16 protein-coding genes and 1 pseudogene are annotated in these 21,163 nt (G+C 54.5%); 7 read left to right on the forward strand and 10 right to left on the reverse strand.

Annotated elements, in window-relative coordinates; translation table 11 throughout:
- Window positions 1–40: 40 nt before the first annotated feature.
- Window positions 41–1,135 carry a hypothetical protein gene (locus FJ146_16125; GenBank protein ID MBM4253496.1) on the forward strand — a complete coding sequence of 365 codons (1,095 nt, stop codon included), beginning with the start codon at window positions 41–43 and terminating at the stop codon, window positions 1,133–1,135.
- A 91-nt stretch (window positions 1,136–1,226) separates the two neighbouring features.
- Window positions 1,227–2,132 carry a fibronectin type III domain-containing protein gene (locus FJ146_16130; GenBank protein MBM4253497.1) on the forward strand — a complete coding sequence of 302 codons (906 nt, stop codon included), beginning with the start codon at window positions 1,227–1,229 and terminating at the stop codon, window positions 2,130–2,132.
- A 676-nt stretch (window positions 2,133–2,808) separates the two neighbouring features.
- On the opposite strand, the gene FJ146_16135 is transcribed toward FJ146_16130, so the two are convergent.
- The 6 genes from FJ146_16135 to FJ146_16160 form a co-directional block, all read right to left on the reverse strand.
- A complete protein-coding gene (locus FJ146_16135) occupies window positions 2,809–3,075 on the reverse strand; it encodes a BrnT family toxin (protein MBM4253498.1) in 267 nt (88 codons plus the stop codon).
- Window positions 3,076–3,203: 128 nt separating this feature from the next.
- Window positions 3,204–4,292: a glycosyltransferase gene (locus tag FJ146_16140; GenBank protein ID MBM4253499.1), complete on the reverse strand. Its 1,089-nt coding sequence runs from the start codon at window positions 4,290–4,292 to the stop codon at window positions 3,204–3,206.
- A complete protein-coding gene (locus FJ146_16145; protein MBM4253500.1) occupies window positions 4,292–4,924 on the reverse strand; it encodes a hypothetical protein in 633 nt (210 codons plus the stop codon). The genes FJ146_16140 and FJ146_16145 overlap by 1 nt, the downstream gene beginning before the upstream one ends.
- Complete coding sequence (locus FJ146_16150) at window positions 4,921–7,296, reverse strand: CHASE2 domain-containing protein (GenBank protein MBM4253501.1); 2,376 nt, start codon at window positions 7,294–7,296, stop codon at window positions 4,921–4,923. The genes FJ146_16145 and FJ146_16150 overlap by 4 nt, the downstream gene beginning before the upstream one ends.
- Window positions 7,297–7,452: 156 nt before the next feature.
- Window positions 7,453–8,319, reverse strand: coding sequence for a phosphoserine phosphatase SerB (gene serB / locus FJ146_16155; GenBank protein ID MBM4253502.1), 867 nt, complete (start codon window positions 8,317–8,319; stop codon window positions 7,453–7,455).
- 16 nt (window positions 8,320–8,335) lie between these two features.
- A complete protein-coding gene (locus FJ146_16160; protein ID MBM4253503.1) occupies window positions 8,336–8,845 on the reverse strand; it encodes an HNH endonuclease in 510 nt (169 codons plus the stop codon).
- Window positions 8,846–9,295: 450 nt separating this feature from the next.
- Here FJ146_16160 and FJ146_16165 point away from each other — a divergent pair, with 450 nt between their 5' ends.
- The 4 genes from FJ146_16165 to FJ146_16180 all read left to right on the forward strand — a co-directional run bounded on the left by FJ146_16165 (window position 9,296) and on the right by FJ146_16180 (window position 15,372).
- The gene (locus FJ146_16165) at window positions 9,296–10,933 is read left to right on the forward strand and encodes a hypothetical protein (GenBank protein MBM4253504.1); all 1,638 of its coding nucleotides are present in this window, start codon (window positions 9,296–9,298) and stop codon (window positions 10,931–10,933) included.
- Between the two features lie 130 nt (window positions 10,934–11,063).
- Window positions 11,064–12,191, forward strand: coding sequence for a hypothetical protein (locus tag FJ146_16170; GenBank protein MBM4253505.1), 1,128 nt, complete (start codon window positions 11,064–11,066; stop codon window positions 12,189–12,191).
- A 48-nt stretch (window positions 12,192–12,239) separates the two neighbouring features.
- A complete protein-coding gene (locus FJ146_16175) occupies window positions 12,240–14,204 on the forward strand; it encodes a hypothetical protein (protein ID MBM4253506.1) in 1,965 nt (654 codons plus the stop codon).
- Between the two features lie 130 nt (window positions 14,205–14,334).
- On the forward strand, window positions 14,335–15,372 hold the full coding sequence (locus tag FJ146_16180; GenBank protein MBM4253507.1) for a guanosine monophosphate reductase: 1,038 nt from the start codon (window positions 14,335–14,337) through the stop codon (window positions 15,370–15,372).
- Window positions 15,373–15,386: 14 nt separating this feature from the next.
- On the opposite strand, the gene FJ146_16185 is transcribed toward FJ146_16180, so the two are convergent.
- The 4 genes and pseudogenes from FJ146_16185 to FJ146_16200 form a co-directional block, all read right to left on the reverse strand.
- On the reverse strand, window positions 15,387–16,874 hold the full coding sequence (locus tag FJ146_16185) for an amidase (GenBank protein ID MBM4253508.1): 1,488 nt from the start codon (window positions 16,872–16,874) through the stop codon (window positions 15,387–15,389).
- A 138-nt stretch (window positions 16,875–17,012) separates the two neighbouring features.
- Window positions 17,013–18,665: a hypothetical protein gene (locus tag FJ146_16190; protein MBM4253509.1), complete on the reverse strand. Its 1,653-nt coding sequence runs from the start codon at window positions 18,663–18,665 to the stop codon at window positions 17,013–17,015.
- A 55-nt stretch (window positions 18,666–18,720) separates the two neighbouring features.
- Window positions 18,721–19,680 carry a J domain-containing protein gene (locus tag FJ146_16195; protein MBM4253510.1) on the reverse strand — a complete coding sequence of 320 codons (960 nt, stop codon included), beginning with the start codon at window positions 19,678–19,680 and terminating at the stop codon, window positions 18,721–18,723.
- 114 nt (window positions 19,681–19,794) lie between these two features.
- A pseudogene (locus FJ146_16200) lies at window positions 19,795–20,379 on the reverse strand (hypothetical protein).
- A gap of 420 nt (window positions 20,380–20,799) precedes the next feature.
- On the opposite strand from FJ146_16200, the gene FJ146_16205 reads away from it, so the two are divergent.
- Entirely contained in the window at window positions 20,800–21,021 is a 222-nt protein-coding gene (locus FJ146_16205; protein MBM4253511.1) for a MerR family DNA-binding transcriptional regulator, read from the forward strand.
- The last annotated feature ends 142 nt before the right edge of the window (window positions 21,022–21,163 follow it).

Here is a 21,163-nt window from a genome sequence, read left to right on the forward strand (position 1 = left end):
AAGCAGAGAAAAATCCCTAGAGTGATGCTCGTGATAACTCGTGGCGTTGGCTGCTAGCAAAAAATTGAGCGGCAAGGATGCGTATTGTTTTTTCACTTGCTTTCCTACAGACGGGATTGGGACGACATCTCCAACCAATTTGCTCACCGTGGCTGGCAAGATCCAATCCACAATTGGCGGCATCGTCTTTCCCGATGGCACGACACAGACTTCGGCCGCGATTGCCGCTGGAACGAACAATTCGATGGTACTGGGTTTTCCTGATGCCATAAGGTGCAACGTTACAAACCCCGCTTGGGGATGGCGCACTTTATACATTCAGGAATCTCCATTTGCGAACGCTTATTATTACCGATCTTTATCTTCTACTTCCGAGTATGTGATTTTCAATTCTGACGGTACTTTTAATGCCGTGGGTGGCTATACTAGCCACAATTGTAACGTCGCGGTGTCTACATTGTATGCAAACGGACAGGCTTTTAACTTCGCTAAAGGTCCCGCTGCCCAATGGCTGCAAAACGGCACCGCCGGCTACTACAATGCTGGTAACGTCGGGATAGGGACGACGGCGCCTGCTAGTCAGCTGGAAGTGGTAAAAAACTTCAACGGCCTCGCAAATACGTCCGCAGGCTTTATCGGAGGAAACGATGCCGGATATACTAATTCTGGTGTGTACTTCATGCAAAAGGATGCATCAGGTTTTGGCTCTAACACAACCTACCTCATGAATGCATCGATTAACGGAAGTTCCAAGGTGGTCGTTACCGGAACCGGTAACGTCGGGATCGGAACGGCATCGCCCGGCGCCAAGCTATCCGTGTCCGGCGGGCAAGCTGTAGGTACCTTTGTGAGCGGTAGCAGTGCCACAATCGATTGGAATGCGGGAAACATTCAGGCGACTAGCGCAGCTGCCGGCACGATCACCTTCGTTGCTAATTCGATGATAGACGGTGGTGCGTATACTCTGGCCTTAAATAATGCGACGGGTGGCAGCTACACTTTTTCTAGTACCGGACTAACTTTTAGATGTTCGCCTGCATGCCCCGTCACTGTAACAGCTGGTCAGCATACCGTGGCCGCCATGATCAAGGCCGGCTCAATCGTGTATGTGTCTTGGGTCCAAGGTTTCCAGTAACGTCCTGAATGATATGATTTAAACAAGTGTTGCCAGATAGTTCTTTTGCCGGATCGTGCTTTTCTAGTTTGGCCAATAGCAGGGGGCTTCGATGTTGCGCAGTGGCTCATATTTGATGCTGGTCGGTATAGCATTGAGCGGGCAGTTGGCACTCGCACAATTCGGATTTAATGTAAGCACGTTTTTTAAAACGCAGATACCAACCGCTCCGAGCAGTTTGAGTGCTACTGCCATTTCCGGTAGTCAGATCAATCTAAGCTGGACCGACAACTCGTCCAACGAGAGTGGTTTCAAGATTGACGGCAGCCCCAACGGTGCGACAGGATGGGCCACAATCACGACGACCGCTGCAAATACAGTTTCCTATTCCCACACTGGTCTCACGTCGTCTACTACCTATTATTATCGTGTTTATGCGTACAACGGCGCCGGTTCGAGCACATTAAGTAACGTCGCCAATGCAACCACGCCCTGTGTTGCTGTGCATGGATCTCTTGCGTACAGTTCAAGTGGCTCGTTTACGGTACCTACCTGCATCACGTCGGTAACCGCCGAAGTTTGGGGCGGTGGCGGTGCCGGCGGATCAGCGAAATACGCTATAGGCGCCGCCGGTGGTGGGGGGGGCGGTTATGCTCGCAAGGTCCTGAACGTGACTCCGGGGCAAGTTATCGGTTTTACGGTCGGTGGTGGTGGTGTCAATGGCCGCGGTACTGGTAACAACACCTCCGGCGGCGCAAGCTCCTGTGACACCATGTATGCGGGCGGAGGCACTGGCGGTCAGGATGATCCGTACGAAGTCGGAGGCCATGGCGGCAGCGCCTCGGGAGGGTCTGTAAATCAGCCAGGGGCTGAGGGTATAATCGGTGGGGGCAGCGGTACCGGTGGCTTAAGCGGAAGCGGAACCTCATCGCCCGGTGGCGGCGGTGATGGCGGCGGTCCCAATTGCGTTTGTGATGGTGCCGGCGGCGCTGCTGGTCAGGTAAAGTTTACTTACTAATAGGATTTGTCAGTGTTTCTCGCCCTGGCAATCGGCCGCCAGATTTCGTGCCGATGACCAATTGGATGGTGCACGGAAGGTGCGTGTACCTTATTGACATAGTAGTTCCGGCAAGCACAATTTAACCGAGGCACCAAAACATGGCGACCCCCAGCAAAGGTGGCAGGTCTTATCGAAGTTTAAGACGGCTGTCCAAGGTAAGCTGCAATGAGTCATAAAGCGCCAACCTCGGCTTTAACCCTCATGTTCCACCGCCCCAACCAGTGCCAGTGGTTGTCAGAGACAGACGTGCCGTTCCTCTAAATATAGTCATTTATTACTGCATTAGATTCCTGCTTCCGTGCTTGGCTACCTCGACCAGGTTCCCAGGTGCGACGGACCTTCCAGCCCACGTCGGCAATCGCGCGCGCCAGTCTACCGCAATCGATGCAAACCATCTATCGGCCTCGCATCAAATAGTAACGGACATAGGTTTACCCGCGAATCTCAAATGCTCGCGCATTTTTACTGTGCCTATGACGGGCAACTTAAGCCTGCTTCAGTTAATTTGTCGCGGGCTGCATAGCCTCGCTACCAGTCAGTCAAGGCCTAGGAATCTACCATCCGTTCGATCGCCTCGCTACAACGCTACTATATTCAGATGATATCGCTGAATTGATTCGCTACTTAAGTCAGTTTACGCTACCCACTCCAATGAAATTTTTCTGTTATGCTTCACACAATCGAGCAAATAGAAATTCCCTTCACGGTTGGTGGCTTTCCGAGCGGAAATAATGCGGATGACTGAGTCTTCGTCGCGATGGCAGTTGACAACCACTAAGACACCAGAATGCAAACTCAATCCGACTAGGATAAATCGCACTTCATCCGAAGAATCCTCGACAAATAAGCGGTCAAATATATCATCAAATACTGAAACTCGGAATTGCGGCAACGGCGGCATAGGCACGCCAAATCTTGGCCCGAAATTAGCCGTCTTGGGTGGCCAGCCATCAACTCTGCAAACGGCGCGGAAAAACATAGCCCGTACAGTTATCGTCCTACCGTGCTGCGTCGTGGTAGTGACCTCCCTCAACGCCCCCCAGCCCCATAAGCCCGCCCCTTCCACACCATATCGCGCCTAAGCACGAGGTCGCTTATAGCGAGTAGCGTCGCCCAGGTGAATAGACCGATCGATAGAGGCCATAGCCACGCTCCGATCAGACGAAACCGCCCCAACGCGCGCTGCCTCCAGGCGATAAAGAGACCACCCAGTCCCATCACTACTAAGCCACCGAGGTCAGCCCTCATGCCGCCAGTAATCCCAATGATCATCCATGTTGCCCAAAGACCAGCGAGAGGCGATGCATAGATAAATCCGGAGCGAAAATTACGCCGCCACCCGCGGACGAATTCTGTGATACTGGCATACATGCGCACGCTAAATAGATTTGGCCCACGGTAAACATGAATAAGATGACCACTTGCAACCATTAAGTTCGCTAGCGGTAGATCCTCGGCGAAATCACCGGCGACAGCTTCGTGACCACCTATGGCCAGGTAAGCCTCACGCCTAAACATCAGATATTGACCAATGACAAAGAGACGCCTTGGACGCGGCGGCGCAAATGGCGCCGTCAACGCAATGATCAGTAGCTGAAAGGGGCCCAGGAGTTGCTCCCAAAGGCTTGGGTTGGCGTGATACGGCAGGGCAGACAGCAGCCCAGCACCGCTACTTAGTAATTGCGCAACCGCACGCCTCACACTGTCCGGATAGTGCTCCGTATCAGCATCGGTGAAGAGCAATATGTCTCCAGTGGCTACCGCCGCCCCCTGGTGGCAGGCCCACTGCTTACCGCCCCACCGGCGGTGCTCTGGCCGGTCCACACCCGCCACCACTTTGACACGGTCAAAGGTCGCCGCAATAGCGGCAGTCCCGTCCGTCGAGCGGTCATCAATGACGATCACTTCGTAATCAGGGTAGTCCAGCACCGCCAGCGAGCTGAGCAGACGCGGTAAATGCGCCTCTTCGTTTCTCGCTGGCACGATCACTGTAACGCGCGGCCAGACACTAGGCTCTGGCGGGGTTACTTTTGCACGAAATAGCTGACGCCACGGCAGTAGCCGCATCGCGAATAAGACTAGCCCGCCTGCCGGCACTAGCCAAGATGAGTGATCCATCAATTTGCCTTCTGTCCCTCGATCGGGCCAATGGCACTGGCAAGGTTACCGATCCGCACAATCTGATGCTTACGCACCGCGATCTCATATCCCTGCTGATCGTATTGCCGCGCTTGGAACTGAATCCACCTACTGCTTTGATCGCGCCAAAAAACCACCTGGCGCCCGTCGCGGCATTGGACCCATGTTTCATCGCCCCGATTCTGCTTTGCCGTCATAAAACACGAATACTTCTCAGATAGCACTTTCACCATCACCCAGTACAGTCTCTTATAATCAGGGATGGTACGACGACGCGCCACAAAGGCCTTGGCCGAGCCTACATAGCCAAAAACACCGCCCTCGTAAAGTTCCGGGGTTTCCAGCGGCGCTGGCACCGACCTTTTGGCAGGTCCGTTGACTAGCGCATTGTAGAGCGGCTTATCGGGACTTACGTAGCCCAAGAAGTCATGCCAGCTTGGCTTTAATTTTAGGTCATCGTCGCTTAAATCTTCGGCGTCATCATCTGTATAGAGGCTCACACAACCGGTCATGCTGGCCGCGACAGACAGCAAAAGCGCACTACGGAGGGCGACCCGTCGCAGGATGCCCCCCACCGTTAAGCTAAGCAAATTGGGACGACGCATCTTCATGAGGCTTTGTGGTCTCCCTTATCCCGCTCCTGATCCCAACTAAAAGCAAACTCACAAAGATATTGCACGAGCATCTCACTCTGCCTCGTGCTCAGATTTGAGATAAATACGCCATGCACAAAGTCGGTACCCTCGGCATACCCCCACCGCACCTCCCCGTGGAGAAGGCGCATCCCCTCTTTGGCCAAGAGATCTTGCAGCTTCCCAGTTGGACTATCGAGGCTGATTGCCATGCGTGTGCCTCGAACCAATAATTTTTTAAGCTTAATGCTGAAGCCCGTATAGGAGAAGTTGATGAGCTCGGCTGATCCAAAGTCGCAGCTAACGGTGATACGATCGGGATCGTTGACCGGCCAGCGTCTGTCGTTACGGTTGATGTTGGCGGATTTGCGAAAGCCCTCGATCGCTACGCGGCGCAAATCAGGCTTGTCATAAAGTGGATCGTATTCGTAGGCCTCTACCAGCTCCGAGTGATGTTTGATGCGAATTTGCCGTTTGCTTACAGCGGCAGCTGGAAATGGGCCGTTTTTGACCAGATCATACGTAGTAGCCCCAACCAGCACCGAGTGCATCTCGCACGCACCTTCAAGACGTTTGGCGAAGTTAACACCGTTACCAACCACCGTGAAGTCGATGCGATTTTGTGACCCAAGGTCACCTAGGTAGCACGATGCTGTATTGATGCCGATACGCAGGGGATAAACTGGATCGCCAGCGTTGGCAGCATCGATATTATGCTTTACGTTATCGGCCTGGATCTTCATGGCACAGCGCAAGGCCTTTTCCGCATGGTCTGGCGAGCTGACATCGGCGTCGAACCGGTAACCAAAATAACACAGCAATCCGTCGCCCAAGGTCTTATCGATCACTCCGCCAAACTCATGCACGGCCTGCCCTAATGCCGATAGCATCAGCTTCAACTGCTCAAACGCGATCCGTGGCATCATATTCTCGGCCAGGCGCGAAAAACCAACGACATCGATAAACATAAGCGTCACGACACGCTCCCGCGCCTCGAACGAAATAGCATCCGGTGTCTTTAGCAGATTTTGCAGTTCACCTGGCGCCACGGCGCCCTCGAGAGCACGCCGTAGACCTTCGGTACGTCGTTCAAAAATACGCGTTTTTTCCGCAAAAATAGTAATCGCGTTACCGACAAACCCGAGTAGCGGAAAAATCCACGGGACGACAATGTTGTGAGCAGAAAAGAGATACTGGCTGACCGCAACGATGGCACTAAAGAAGATTATGAACACCATCCAGAATGGTGTGGCGAACAGGTACATACCCAACAAACCGCCAATCAAAGTGAAGATCATAGTAAGAGCGACACCTCCCATCAGCGGTTTCAACCATGCGCCGGTGAGTACACTGTTAAACATAGCTACTTGTAGGTAGCCCCCTGGCAAGTTTCCAAAAGGTGTCTCATGAAAATCAACGTTTCCGGTAAACATGAGCGGCAGTAGGATCACTACATCACCGGGCTGAATGATCGACGAGGGACGCCCCTCTTCTGCAAGGTTCACTAGACCTAGCATGGACTTTGTCTTGGAGGCAATTTGCAGCGGATGCGGTAAATTGACGACCACTTGCCCCTCACCATTGAGAGGTACCAAATGATTGTTGAGGTAGAATCGGCCGTCGACAATCTTGCGCTCCTTGGCAGCATAAATAGACATATGCCCTAACGCAGCATCTTGGCTTAGGCGCACAAGCGGCGCCACTAAACCATCGTCGGTATAAATCAAGTGCCCAATGTAACTAAGCGACGGTCGCAGCACGTTAGCTGGGCCGAAGCCGAACCAGCTGCGCCGATCTGCCAACGACGGCAGCAGGTCGTCACTGACTACACTCCCCGCCTCTTGTCCCAGCATTTTTGCCAACGAATACTCGCTCCGGTCGTACTCCAGCTTCTCGCGGTATTTAATCGGGAAAGGTGTGAAGAACGCACCTACGCCCACGTCCACGCCGCTAGCGCGGGCATGGTCGAGAGCAGCGCGAAACTTGCCACTCTGATCGACGGCCAAGGTGAACATCTGGTCAATAAATACAGCCGCTGGACGATTACCTACGATTAAGTTTAAAACTTCCGCCCATTTATCGAGCGTAAGCATAGTCGCACCAACCTGCCCTACAGTGGAGTCGTCGACTGCATACACTTTGAGGCGATCGGTTATTTGCACCGATTTACCGAGCATATGCCTCACACGGAAATCGAAGGGCCGCGCTAGTCGGGACTCAAAGTAACCACCAACCGCTGACTCTTGCATCCCAATCACGACACCGAGCCACACCAGCGAGGCCAATGCAAACCACCGCCAGCTGACGTTGGATTTTTGTAGGTGGTGTTCCGTTGGGTGCAACAGGCTCATCGACTCCCTCACTCAACCGTCTCATCGGCAGTAGGGCCGCATGACTGAAGTCGGGCTGAAGCCGGATCGAAGCCGGACCGAGGTCTTGGCCTACCGACTCCCGCCGCGCACCGTCGCCATCTCACGAGAGATATTGCATTGCGGCATTTTTTTATTTTAAAAACCAACCAACCCAAAGAGCGGCAACAGCAGCCTGTGATCACCCAGCCAGTTGGCAAAATGTAAATGAGGCAACAAAACGTCCTTGGGCTGATGGCCCACAGGCATCCCTACTAAATTGAGCATCTGCAAATCGTTGGCGCCGTCACCCACTGCAGCGACATCCGCGAGATTCACGCCGAGACGGCGGCAAGTCGCAGCGACAAAATCCCGCTTGCCACGGGCATCAACGATGGGTCCATCCAAGGCACCCGTTAAGCAGCCGCCGTGCACTGCGAACCGATTGGCATGAAACCCATCAAATCCAACTTGATTGGCTATAGGGCCTGCTAGCTCCACAAACCCACCTGAAACCATAAAACAGGGGATCCCGGCGGCCCGGCACCCAGCGACCAGCGTCTTGATACCCGGCATCAAGGTTAGACGCCCGGCCAGAACTGATAGCGCCGCGGCATCTAGGCCCTTAAGTAGCACCACGCGCTCACGCAAGGCTGTGGCGAAGTCGAGACTTCCGGCCATGGCGCGCTCGGTGATCTCATGAACCTCTTTCTCAACCCCAGCAAATGCGGCAAGCGCAACTAGCGATTCCTCGCGGATGACCGTGGCATCCATGTCGAAGAACACTGCCCGCACCGACGGCCTTAAGCCGTAGCCAATCGTATGCCTCTCCGCCATCAATTCTGCACACAGGTGCCTGATAGGGTCCGCGTCGGATACCGGGACATGCGCCAGCTCCGCGGCACAGATGGCAAGAGCCCCTCCGCCCTCAGCTGGTAGGGTCAGGGGGTGCAGGGTAACGAGTTCACTCACTGCTGTGGGCGCCGGTGAAGTGCTCACCACGCGCAGGCATTCAACTTGGCTCACTGGTCGTCCTAGGTAGCTACATGGCTGATAGCAGATAGGTCGCCCACTCCACCCCCGAATCCTGACTTAGGCAAGCGATGAGCTCGCGCCAGGAGGGACGCTTGGGCACCTTGCGTAGCACCATACCAGCATCTGCCAAGGTCAGCGAGCCTTTGCGGCGATTGCAGTCATGACAGGCCGCCACCACGTTGTCCCAAGTGGTTCTGCCCCCCCGAGATTTCGGTATGATGTGATCCACTGATATTTGCGAGCCGCGGCACTTAAGCCCACAATATTGGCACTGATGGTGATCCCTGAGTAGTATATTTTTGCGCGTACACCGCACCCGGCCGAAATAGCTCACGGCACTGACATAGCGCACCAGACGCACCACACTTGGCAGCGGCATGCTCGTCGACACCGACCTCACCACCTTGTCATAGCGCGCCACGATTTCGGCCTTCTTAGCCACAACTAAACAAAGAGCCCGCTGCCAGCTGATTAGCTGCATGGGCTCAAATCCTGCGTTTAGCACCAAAGTTCGCATAACACTCTCGGTCCATCAGGCGTCGCCTGATTATGGTTAGCTCTTGGGCCTCCTAGTGACTTGTCGGCACCGGCGCGAAAGACTTTAGGATAATTACAGATGACGCTTTTTATCTAATCTTATCAGGTGTTTATAAGTTTGTTTCGGATGCATTTTTTACCCACCCTATACAGACCAACTTAGACCTACCGACAGCTTCCTCAAGCCCTACGCCAATTTTTTTTACACCTCCTGTCTAAAGCCGAGACACCGATCGCCCGATGACCCGGTTGCGGTAGCCGGATGCGACATGTCGACCTTCACGGCCGCTTGCTTGATCTCACTGTTTTGATAACTCGATTCGTCTCTAAACTTTTGCTTTTTGGTTACCAGGTTCTCTGTTTGGTGTCCATTCTCATCTTGGCCCGGTTCATGCAGGTATCGCTACACGATCTGTTCAAGGAGTCATCTATGCTCAAAAATTCGTTGTTATTGAGTATTGCCATCGGAGTGGCAGCCTGTGTACCCAAAAAGCCTGGTAACAGTGCGGCCAAAAGTCAATCTGCAGATGTACCGGTGCGACTTGGTATCGGTTACGACACTGAGATGATGCGCAACAAAGATTTGTGTATTACGTACGACAACGAACCTCAGGGTACCAAGCTTGGTGGCTCGGGTACCAATCTGACTTTTGAGCGCGTAGAGTCGCTCGACAGTAAAATGTCGAGCCTTGGCTTTAACTCATCGCTTTCGCTTTCCTACGCTATCGCGACAGGCAAAGCCTCGGCTAATTTCGCATCGTCACTAAAAGAAACCGCATACTCGGCAACCTATCTGCTCGACTTCAGCGTGACTACAAACTCCTATCAGGCCCTGGGTGTTAAAGTTAAAGACGACAAAAAGGCTACGGATACCCCCCAGGAATTTCGTAAAATATGTGGTGACCGCTACGTCAGCCAGACGACCGAAGGCGGGCGCTTGCTTGCAGGCGTCACGTTCATGTTTAACGACAAACAAAGTAAAGAAAGTTTCACCTCAGCATTTTCTGTGGGTGCGAAAGCTATTAAATGGGGTGTAGAGTCCAACACCGAGATCACGAAGGCACTAGACCAAGCCAGTGAAAAAACAACCCTCAAGATCACCCTCAATCAACAGGGCGGCGATGCCAGGGATCTTCAGAAGTCATTCCCCAAAGGGGAAGACGTTATGATTTGCGACCTTAAGAATAGCGCTGAGTGCAAGAAAATAATTATTAATCTATTCAATTACGCTATTAACGTATTCCCTGAGTCTGTGAACAAAGACCCTTATGTTTACTCATTCCTAACGGAGGCCTACCCAGGACTCCCGAATCTCACGGAGCTTGGCGACGCCACCATTCGGGCTAACAAAAAAGCCACGGCAGCTGCCCTAGACGAAACTACTGCGAAGCGCCAGCAAGTTAAAGATCTGATCTCCACTCCCAACGGCTACGGCACCGATAGCCGTCGTAGGGAGCTTCAGGATGTCCTGAACAAAATGGATAAAAACTACCGACTGCTGGCATCGAACCTCAAGACCTGTGTCGATGGTGATGGTGCTTGCCAACCCGTGGAAGAGCTCGGCCTCGACCATAGCGCTTACGATCCGGAATACACCACGCCAGCAGGTGATTTGCAGAATGCCGGCGCGATCGGTGGCCAAGGCGGCGGCGAAGTGACACAAACATGTCGAGACTACCTAACAGGCCTGCACGGCGAAAGCGGCTGGATCCTCGACCGCGCCGGCGCCGTGTGCAGCGATGGAGAGAAGCATCCACAGCTTGGCCGCAATCAATCCACTGCATTCGACGTCCGTTGCCCCAGTGGCAAATTAGTCACGGGAGTGAGGGGGACTAGAGAAAGTTACAAAAGAACAACGGCCGTCGGCTCACTAAGCCTCATCTGTGCCAGCAAGGACGAAATTCAATCCGGTAACACACAGGGTCAGCAGGTGGCCGTATTCTCACCGGACGAAAAAGGCCAAGCTCTCGAATATCGTTGCACTGACGGCACCGCAGCTAAGGGTATCCGCTTCCGGGCTGGGCACTGGATTGATGCCATCGAACTGCAGTGTGTGAAGGTCTTCTAATTACCCAACACGACGCAACCCACTGCCACCGGCGCCATCGCTGCGGTGGCAGTTTTCATGGGTTGTGCTACTATGTTAAAAAGCCTTCTAATCAGAATATATTTATCAATTTAGCCGCACTGAGGTCTTTATGCGTGTAACCGCCGTATCTGGATCGCATAGTAGATGTCTCGCACTGGCGCTTACGTTCGTAGCTGCAGCAGCGAGTAGCTGCCGTGCCAGCCGGTCTAATTCTGACCCCAAATTTGATTGGGACACCAACCTCCCTCCGGTCACCATGCCCGAGGCGAGCAAGGACAAAGACTTAGTCCAGTACGACCGCAACTTTTGCAAAGGCATGGAAGCAGGTAGCTGCTTTACCCTGCTGATGCGGATCCCCCGCGAGGACCTGATCCAAGACCTGGGACTAGCGACTCTTGCCGTGGGGGCTGAATCCCGCAGTTTCCGCGCCAAACTCGAAGAATCCTGCCAGACCGCGTGGACCGATTACCGGCAAAAACACTTAAACTCTGCCATTCGGCCACTGCGCAACAGTCTCGCGCAAAAGATCAAAAAGATGCGGTGTGTTTTCCTTTTTATGGGCGAGGAAGTCGCCGCGGAAAATCTCAAGTTAGCGCCAAATGAAATTGCCGTCAGCGTCCGTCTGACGAAATTTGACATCAACGCCAATACCAAGGGAGCACAAGTCCGCGGTATTGGTCTCAACCTAACGAGCATCGATGCCGTCACCGATTACCGCAGCGCTTTCCTCTATAGCGGCGAAGACGTCCGTAAGGATCACGCGGGATGGACTATGGCCGAAGGACTAGGCGTCAATCCAATACGCCTGAAGGCGCGCCTGGAAAAAGACGTTACGTGGGCCATTGACCCGGGGGCTATCCTCGAAAATCTCGATAAAATCACGCAGACCGAGGCCGGCGCCGACGACCGGTTGAAGTCATTTCTCGATCAGGCCAGGGGCGCGCTGACGGCCGTGCGTAGCCTCGAGAATCCCATTCAATCATCAATCGCCGTGGTCACCATTGGCTACAACGCGGTGCGAGGGCTTTGTGGCGAAGATATGGCGAAGTGCAAGGTCACAAATAACGATGAGCTACGCACGCCGAGCATCAAGGACGACCTCAGCGACCTGGTGCCAAGTTCAGAGACCAACGAGCTGCTGCGCCTAGCCATGATCCGCAGTATCCAAGGAGTCCTCGACAGTGTCTTGACCGATGCTAAAGCGGATCAATTAAAAGCAAAGTTTAATATCAATTAAATGTAGCACTGTGACCCCTGGCAATACTTAAGTTGGAGGATCTACCACGTGTTTTCAGCGCGTCCACTCTACGTCATCGGTGTCCTGCTCCCCCTAATCAATGCAAGCTGCCGTTCGACCAACGCGTCACGAGGCAAAGATGTGGTGCCGTTTACCGCAGGCGATGTCGAGCCTATTCTCGGACAGGGCTATGACTCTCTAGTCCAAGAACTGCGACAAGCCAGCAGTTGCGTCAGCGGACAAACCGCCAAGGTAGGTACCAACGCCGGATCGATCAATCTGGGTCAAAATGTCAGCACCGAAAACATCATGAAAGAGCTTTCGGGCGAGGTTAAGGGCACGGCCAAGGTCGCATTTATGGACGTTGGCACCGGAGCCGGATTTTACCGTTCGATCAACCGCAATAAGAGCGCCGCAAATCTTGTCTATGCAGTCCGGATCGACACCGGAAGCGAACAACTGCGCAGCATCAACCTAACGGATGCAGCTAAAGCACTGTCGACCGAGTCCATGATGCAGACCTGTGGTGATGAGTATGTGATGCAAATCAACCGTGGCGGCCTTTTGACCATCACGCTCAATCTCGATTTTGCCAACGAGGAAAGTCGTCTGAAATGGCAGAGTCAACTGAAGCTCACCGGACCATGGCCCGAAGTATCGAAGGACATCACACGTAAACTCGAACAAAAAGGCATGGACGGGACCTTAACCGTCAACGTCAATCAGCTTGGAGGTACACCGAATCAGTCCCTACTCGCCGTCCGCAGCTGTTCCATGACCAGCGTCGAGGAATTTAATGCCTGCCGCCAGCGCATCGATGACCTCATGAACTACGCGAGTACAGAATTTCCAAAACAGGTTGAAAGCCAGCCGACCGTGCTCAACTACGTCACGGCACCGCTTAAAAATCTCGGTGTGAAGGGACTCCCCACTCTCAGTAACGAGATTATCGCGATACGCTCCGAGCTCGAGAAAATGCGCCAAGATTCCCTAAGCCTCGAAGCGGCCGTCAACCTGGCCAAGGATAAAAATGTCGAACTCGACCAGCAACTAGCTGGCGCCGTTAAGAGTAACGCTGAGCGTATCAAGCAACTTGCCAAAGCTTGTTTCAGCTACCAGCTGACAGGAGCGGGTGCAGCCGACTTCGGAGCGTGCACCTCGCAGTTTGCCCAGCTAAACGGCAGTCTCCAAGACGTTAACCGCTTGGCTGTCGACATCAATGAGCTAGGAATCAATGCAGATAGCCAGATTGGAAATTCCATCGTCAATAGCACGACCAAGACGATGACCATTGCCTACGCTATTGGCACAGGTAAAACGTGGGATTACGGTAAAAAAATCCCCGTTGGCATCGACGGAGTCCCCACCGACGGCAGCGCCGCACAATTGAGTTCCAACTCACTAAGTCCCACCGATAAATTGGGAGCGATGCTTCTGCGTACCGATCAATCCTACCGCCGTGCCGATCAGTCGGGTCGCGTCGATATCGCACCGGGCGAGTCGATCAGCTTTGTCATGAACGACGGCCTCGGCGACTACGGTGACAACGTTGGGGCGCAGCAGATATATTGGCGTTGTGTGAATTGCCGTGAGCAAGACGAAAAACGTCAAACCTACCGCTTACGCGTCAAAGCTTCGGACCAAGAGGGCGTCATCTTCAGAAATCCCGACGGCATCACGGCGACCTATCACGTGGCGGCTTATGGCAAGTGGCGCAGCAGCAGGTTTGCGGCTTTTTCAAGCCCACAGGGCCTAAACAACGAATGCGGTGGCAACTGCGCGATGAGCTCAGCACCAAGCCAGTCTCTGGTGATGGTCCAGGGCACCTATAACCCGGTACTTGTCGGTAGCCGGGGCAATATCGGCATCAAGCCTAGCGAACCGGCTCGCTTCACCCTCAATGATAGCCGCAGCGGTTTTAGCGATAATGAGGGCGAAATCGAGATCATTCTGCAGTGCGTCAAGTGCAATCTGTCCAGCCACGCCCTGATTCTCGATCCCGAGGACAACTGAAATTACAGAGACTTAAAGTTAGGCCTCGCAAGCCGCATCGGTGCGCCCCGGAAAACACCTTGAGTCATCCCCCCAAAAGGATGATGATCGAGGTGTTTTGGCACTTACCGCCATTTTGAGGAGACACGAGGTGCTTTCACTAACGCGTGGTTTGACTTTTGACGATGTCTTGCTAGTCCCGGCCTACAACGGCATCAGATCTCGGGGTTTAGTGAGCACCAGCGTCAAGATCGCTGGCCGCACTTTTGCTATCCCACTGGCGAGCTCCAACATGGACACCATCACCGGCGTCGAGATGGCCAAGTTCTTCGCTGCTGAGGGTGGTCTGGCTTTGCTCCATCGGTTCGTGTCAGTAGAGGACAACGTAGCGATGTTTAAAGCTGCAGGTAGCCCTAAACACGTTGGCTTTTCTATTGGTGTCGGTGACGACGGCCTAACGAGAGCAGAAGCACTGGTTGCTGCCGGCGCCGAAATCGTGTGCGTCGACGTTGCTCATGGCCACTCTAAAGAGGTAAATCGCGCCATTCGACGCCTGCGCGAAAGTTACAAACAAAATATTATGATCATCGCCGGTAACGTCGCCACCTACGCTGGCGCTGATTATCTAGCAGCTGCAGGTGCCGACGTCATCAAAGTCGGGATCGGTAGCGGCTCGGTCTGTACGACGCGGATCAAGACTGGATTTGGCGTGCCCCAGCTCACAGCCGTGGTCGAGTGCAGCAAAGTCGACCGCCACATTATCGCCGACGGAGGCATCCGCCAGCCCGCAGATGCCGTCAAGGCTCTGGCTGCTGGTGCTGATATGGTCATGCTCGGCGGTATGCTTTCGGGCACTGACGAAACTCCGGGGGAATTTTTTGAGCGCACATCAGCGTCAGGGGAGACCCAGCGTTTCAAAAGATTTCGCGGCATGGCCTCGCGCGAGGCGCAAGAAGACTTCATGGGACAAATGCAGGAGTGGAAGACGGCCGAAGGCGTTGCTCTCGAAGTACGCGCAAAGGGCCCCGCCAAAGCCATAGTGTCAGACCTGCTCGGCGGCATTCGCTCCGGGATGACCTACTGCGGTGCGCTTGAAATTCGCGACTTAAAGCGCAAGGCCCAGTTCATGGAGATCACAGGCTCAGGCCGCGTTGAGGGCACTCCTCACGCAGCAGAGCGGTACATCTAAACTCGATTGCAAGTCTAGGCGCTCTGGCGCCAAGAAGTTGGCACCGAGAAACCATCAGCTACTGCAGCGATCAAGCTGGCGTAGCGGATGGTTTCGATGTCTTTATGAGGCGGGCCAATGACTTGCACATTAAAGGGCAGTCCCGCTGCATCCCTACCGACTGGCGCCGATGTTGCCGGGAGGCCAAGAAGTGTCGCGAAAGACACCCATTTCAAATGGTCCGTGTAATGACGTGACTCTCCATTGATGCGGACACGCCGCAGCGGCAGGGGCATGAGCTGCTGATGTTTAATGGCAGTCATGGGCACGACAGGTGCCAGCACGAGATCAAACCGCGCAAAAAGATCGGGTAGCCTTAGGCGTAGTTTTTCTCTTTGTTCATGATGCCGGAGCCAACTGACATGGGACTGCCCGCCGCCGCGCAAGTAGTGGTCAAAATAAAGAGGCAGGCCAATTACCGGTCCCGCCACTTTATATAGCGGTGCCAATAGCCGCATTAAAACACGAAGATGTTTAGGTAGCGACACACTAAGCACACTCGAAAGGAGATTGAGATAAAGCGGGAAATACGTCGCGAGCGACAGTCCAAACGGCGCCCCCTCAGTCACCACGGCACCCTCGCACTGGAGTCGCGCCAAAAGGCTGCGATAGGAGTGCAGGAGTTGTGCTTCGATGGGACAAAGAGGGTCGTCCAGCCAAGCGAGAATTCTGAGACCTTTGACCTTTGCGCCCCTAGCCCTTCGCGAACGCAAATCGGTGGCGCCGTGGACCAAGCCACCTATACCCGTTAGCACGCGTGTCAGTAGCTCCAAATCCTCCGGAGATCGCGCAATTGGTCCCGCCGACTGGAGATCAAACTGGGTCACCGTGCCCGGCTCCGCTGGAATATGACCAGTCATATCTATGGCACCATGGGTCGCCTTGTGACCGAAAACCCCGCAGTAGTGTGACGGTGTACGAATAGAACCACCGATGTCACTCCCGAGTTCTGCAGCTGTGAGTCCAGCTGCCACGGCGGCGGCAGCTCCTCCAGACGAGCCCCCGGGAGCACGCGTCAAATCCCACGGATTATTGGTTGTACCGTAGACGCGATTATAGGACTGAAGATTCCCAGCTAAATAAGGCACGTTTGTTTTGCCAAAGATGATGGCGCCTGCATCGATCAGCCGCTGCACGGGAGCCGCATGCCGGCCGGGCATGTAACTTTTATACTTAACGGCGCCAGCCACACAGGGCATTCCAGCAACCTCATAGGTATCTTTGATAGTCATAGGCAGACCGTGAAGAGGGCCCCAGAGCTCGCCGCGCGCGCGTGCCGCGTCCGCCTCATCCGCCCGCTGCCTTGCAGCATCAAGATCTTGGGCAACGACGGCGTTAATCTTGGGATTAAAGGCCTCGACGCGCCCAATATAAATCTCAAGGAGTTGCCTACTAGACAGCTCGCCTTGTTCCATCATTGCGAGTAATTCTGTGGCACTAGCAAAGGCAATGGGGTCCGACATAGCGTGCGACTCCACATGGCAGAATGACAAATAATAGAATTTTGATTATTTTTTTGGAACTTTTACTACGGATAAGGAAACGGAAGATGAGGCGGAAGCGGTACGTATTATCTTACCGCGCCCACCAGCACTCTTCAATTAGATAGCGGTAGCCTCCAGGGCGAAGTCGTGGCCGTAAAGCGTCAACGAGGTCTCACCCCCAAAGGTGCTGCGGCCAGCCGACACGACAAAGGTCGCTTCGGTGACGTCCTTTAAGTCCTCGTGGACTTCGTTGAAGAACATCACTTTTTGCGGACGCGCAGTCGCACCCGCACGAATCATCACACAGGTATGGCGCGGTTCGCCGGTTTCCTTGCAGTTATAGAAGCGCGTACCCGTGATCTCTGCCTTAATGGCAAAGCGTGGTTCCTCAAAGCCGTGACCAAAGGGTTTGAGGCCGTCCAACTCTTCGGTCAAGGACAGCGTCGCGAGATCTGACGGCAGCTCACAGTCGAATACAATTTGGCTCTCCCAAATCTCAGGTTTCTCGGCACGCATAGCCGCAGCGACATCGGTGAGGGCCGCGCGGATATAGTCCTCTTTAGCCGTCGCGAAGGTGAAGCCACCAGCCGCCGCATGGCCACCAAACTTGGTAAACATCGATCCAACCTGTGACATCGCCGCCGTCACATCGAAGCCACGCACGGACCGCGCCGATCCTTTACAGACATCGGCCTGCCGCTGGTAAAGCCAAACTGGGCGCCAAAATTCCTCGGCAATCTTGCTGGCAGCAATCCCGACCACACCGGGATGCCAATCACCCCCAAGAAATAGCACGGGTGCGTCGCCATAGCGTGCGGCCTCGCGCCGCGCCTGCTCTACGATCGAACGCTGAATCTTTTTGCGCTGCTCGTTGCAGGTATCCATGTGCTCGATGAGCGGCTTCGGATCGGCACCGATGAAGGCTTTGATAACCGAATCCGCATGCTCGAGACGGCCAACGGCATTGATGCGCGGACCAAGTCGGAAACCGACATCCTTTTCGTCCACGTCCTTGAGCGTCTGACAGGCACTCATCAGCTCTCTGATCACCGGACGACGACTCTGACTCAGAGCAGCCACGCCCAATTTGGCAAGCCGATGATTCACACCATTGAGGGGAACCACATCGCAAATCGTCGCCATACCGGTCAGGGCCAAAAGGTCGGTCCATATTGAGGCCGGAGCCCCTACCCTTTCGCCCAATTTGCGCAGTAGCACAAAGGTGATGCCACAACCGCACAGCTCCTTATACATGGAGTCCGGATGCATCTTAGGATTTAATATGATGCAGTCAGGCATCTTCTCGGGCTGGATCACGTGGTGATCCGTGCAAATAAACTCGACGCCACGCTCACGGCAGTAGGCAGCCTCAAGGTTGGCCGTTATTCCCGTGTCCATCGTGATAATGAGCTCAGCTCGTTCGTCATCGATCAGGTGTTGGATGGCCTTGAGATTGAGACCGTATCCCTCTTTGAATCGACAGGGAATATAGTGGACGAAGTTATTGTAGCCTATCGCCTCAAGAAACCAGATCCAGGAGACACAGCTCATCGTACCATCGACGTCATAGTCAGCGTAGAGTCCGATGCGCTTTCCGTCGCTGATGGCCTTAACCATCGTCTCAACGACTGCGGTAAGACCAAAGTCACCGTAAGTTAATTGAGATAGCTGCGTAAACTGCCGATTGGCCAGGAGGATGCCGGCTACATCTTTAAGACTTGTGGGCCTCTCGCTACTTAACGACCGCCACCGCCTAAACTTCCGTCCCACGCCGCGCCCCCAACCTCAAGTAAGATGAATCCCTGCTAAGGTGCAACGCGCCTCGTCATAGGTCAACTTCTTGTAGTGCCGCGACAGCGGATTTCTGGGCAGGGGTCAGATGAGAAGGCACCTCGAAATCGACGATGACGTGAAAGTCACCCCGTGTCTCCTTGCCGGTATGCGGGAATCCAAGCCCCCGCAGCCGCACTTTGGTGCCAGGCTTGACGCCCGCGGGGATCTTCACTCTCTTGACCCCGTCCAACGTCTCGACCTCACGGGACGTGCCGAGGAGAGCCTCAGAAATCTTGAGCGGTACGTGGACAACTATGTCATCACCATCGCGCGTCAGATGCGGATGTGGGGCCACCTGCAGGATTACAAAAAGGTCGCCAGAGGGCCCTCCGTAAGGGGACGGCGCCCCCATGCCCGCAACCCGAAGACGTCCACCGTCCTTGGCCCCCTTAGGAATCCGGACCTTGAGCGCCCGCTCCGTGCCATCGCCTAAGCGAAAATTCACGGCCCTCTCGCCTCCACTGAAGGCCTCGGCAAAACCGATCTGCAGAGGAAACTCGACGTCTTGGCCCTTCATCTGCGCCGCCGCGCCACGGCGACCACCCCGCGCTCCGGCAGCACCAGCAAATGGCCCGCCGCCGAAGCCACCGCCCCCGCCGCCAGCCGCTCCACCAAAGATACGACTGAAGATGCCGTCTAGGCCGCCCATGTCAAAGTCCTGAAATACCGAGCCGAAGTCGGTGTTGCGAAAGATGTCTTCCTGCGAATACTGCTGATGGAAGCGCGAATCACCGAAGGCATCGTACTGCCGGCGCTTTTCGTCGTCGCTCAGAACGGCGTACGCCTCGCTGATCTCCTTAAATTTGTCCTCAGCCGCCTTGTCACCCTTGTTGCGGTCGGGGTGATATTGTAGCGCTAGCTTGCGGTAGGACTTTTTGATCTCGTCGTTGCTGGCCCCTTTGGCGAGGCCTAAAGTTTTATAGTAATCAGACACGGTTACATCTCGCGTCAAAGAGTTTTCAAGGGACGGCCTGATCGGACCGTAGATCACTTAATAACCTAAGGTGCACTTGCCCTCTGTCAACCTCTGGCGCAGCCAATCTAGCTTGTCGAACTGCCTCAGGGTACTGACTTCCGGCGCAACCCGCCTCGCCTCGTCAATAGCAAACCAGCTAAGATCCTTAGACTCTTCTGATATCACCAGGGGCTGGCTGCGATCCGCAATAATGACGAAGCGCACGTCGTAGTGAACGTGCCGCGGCTCACCTGGTCGCTCAGGGATGTCGTGGCAATCGAGATCGAGGGGCAGAGGCCTTTCCGTCGTCAGCTCCGGAGGCAAGATTCCGGATTCGTACCGCAGGAACCGGAGACCGGTCAGCCCCGACTCCTCCTCGGCCTCACGCATCGCGACTTCGTGCAGCAGGTTGTGACCGTCAGCATGGCCACCAAGCTGCAGCCATTTCCCTAGCTTACCGTGCAAGGTTAGGAGGACATGGCTCAGATCTGGCGACACCACCAAAGCCGAGCCGGTGAGATGCCCCTCGAGAGTGTCTCTCTCAAAGGCCCCGGCGCACCGACGAACAAAGCCAAACATGCGCTCCAGCGTAAGGCGCTCACGCTCCGAATCGCACGGCGCTCCACCGTCGGCAGCAACGCTGGCCCAGAGTTCTTGGTAACGTGATAGGTCGGATAGGATAGGGTGCCGGTGCATAGGCTGGTTCACCTAGTTAAAACTGGTCCACTTAATTGTTGGTGGCAGATGAGATTCGCAATGTTCATCAAACCTTGCAGATCCCTACCGGAAGTCTCACGGAAAATCTACCATTTGGTGAGCAAATGCCGTGGCTTGAACGAATGCACCAACAATTAAGTGGACCAGGTAAATAAGATTACCCGGAAAATTACCGAAACCTAGTATGGCTGGACTTGAGGTACTTTTATGGCCGGCGTTGCAAAATCCAATCGGGTCGAAATGGTGACTAGCTCGGAAGATTTCCGCCGTCTCGTACAAAAGATCTCGGATCATGACGAACTCTCTTGGTTTGACCTAACGCCGGGCAGCCTCTTAGGGGCTGACTAGAGCTAGCCAAATCCTTACCTAAATGTGCCCATTCAATAGCTTACGCCCTCCATGCCGATAGGACGCTGGGAGGTATCGCCTATGTATTTGTCAATAGGTCAAGAGAGTCGGGAACTTGGCACATCAGTATCAACGCTGCGCCGGTGGGAGCAAGAGGGCACTAGCGCGGCGGCGTACCGGACGCCAGGCGGACATCGTCGCTACTCGCTACGCGTCCCCCAAGACAGCTTGGGCCTTATCGCGGATGTGACCTCGCGCATAACAGTCGCCTAGGCTCGCCTGTCATCCCTACAAAAAGCGCGGTCTCAAAAAACTGATTCACTTGATTCTCGGTGGCCGCGTGGACCGGCTGATTCTCACTCACAAGGACCGATTGCTGCGTTTCGGAGCTGAGATCATTTTTTACCTATGCTCT

It is taken from the genome of Deltaproteobacteria bacterium (assembly GCA_016874735.1).
GTDB lineage: Bacteria > Bdellovibrionota_B > Oligoflexia > Oligoflexales > CAIYRB01 > CAIYRB01.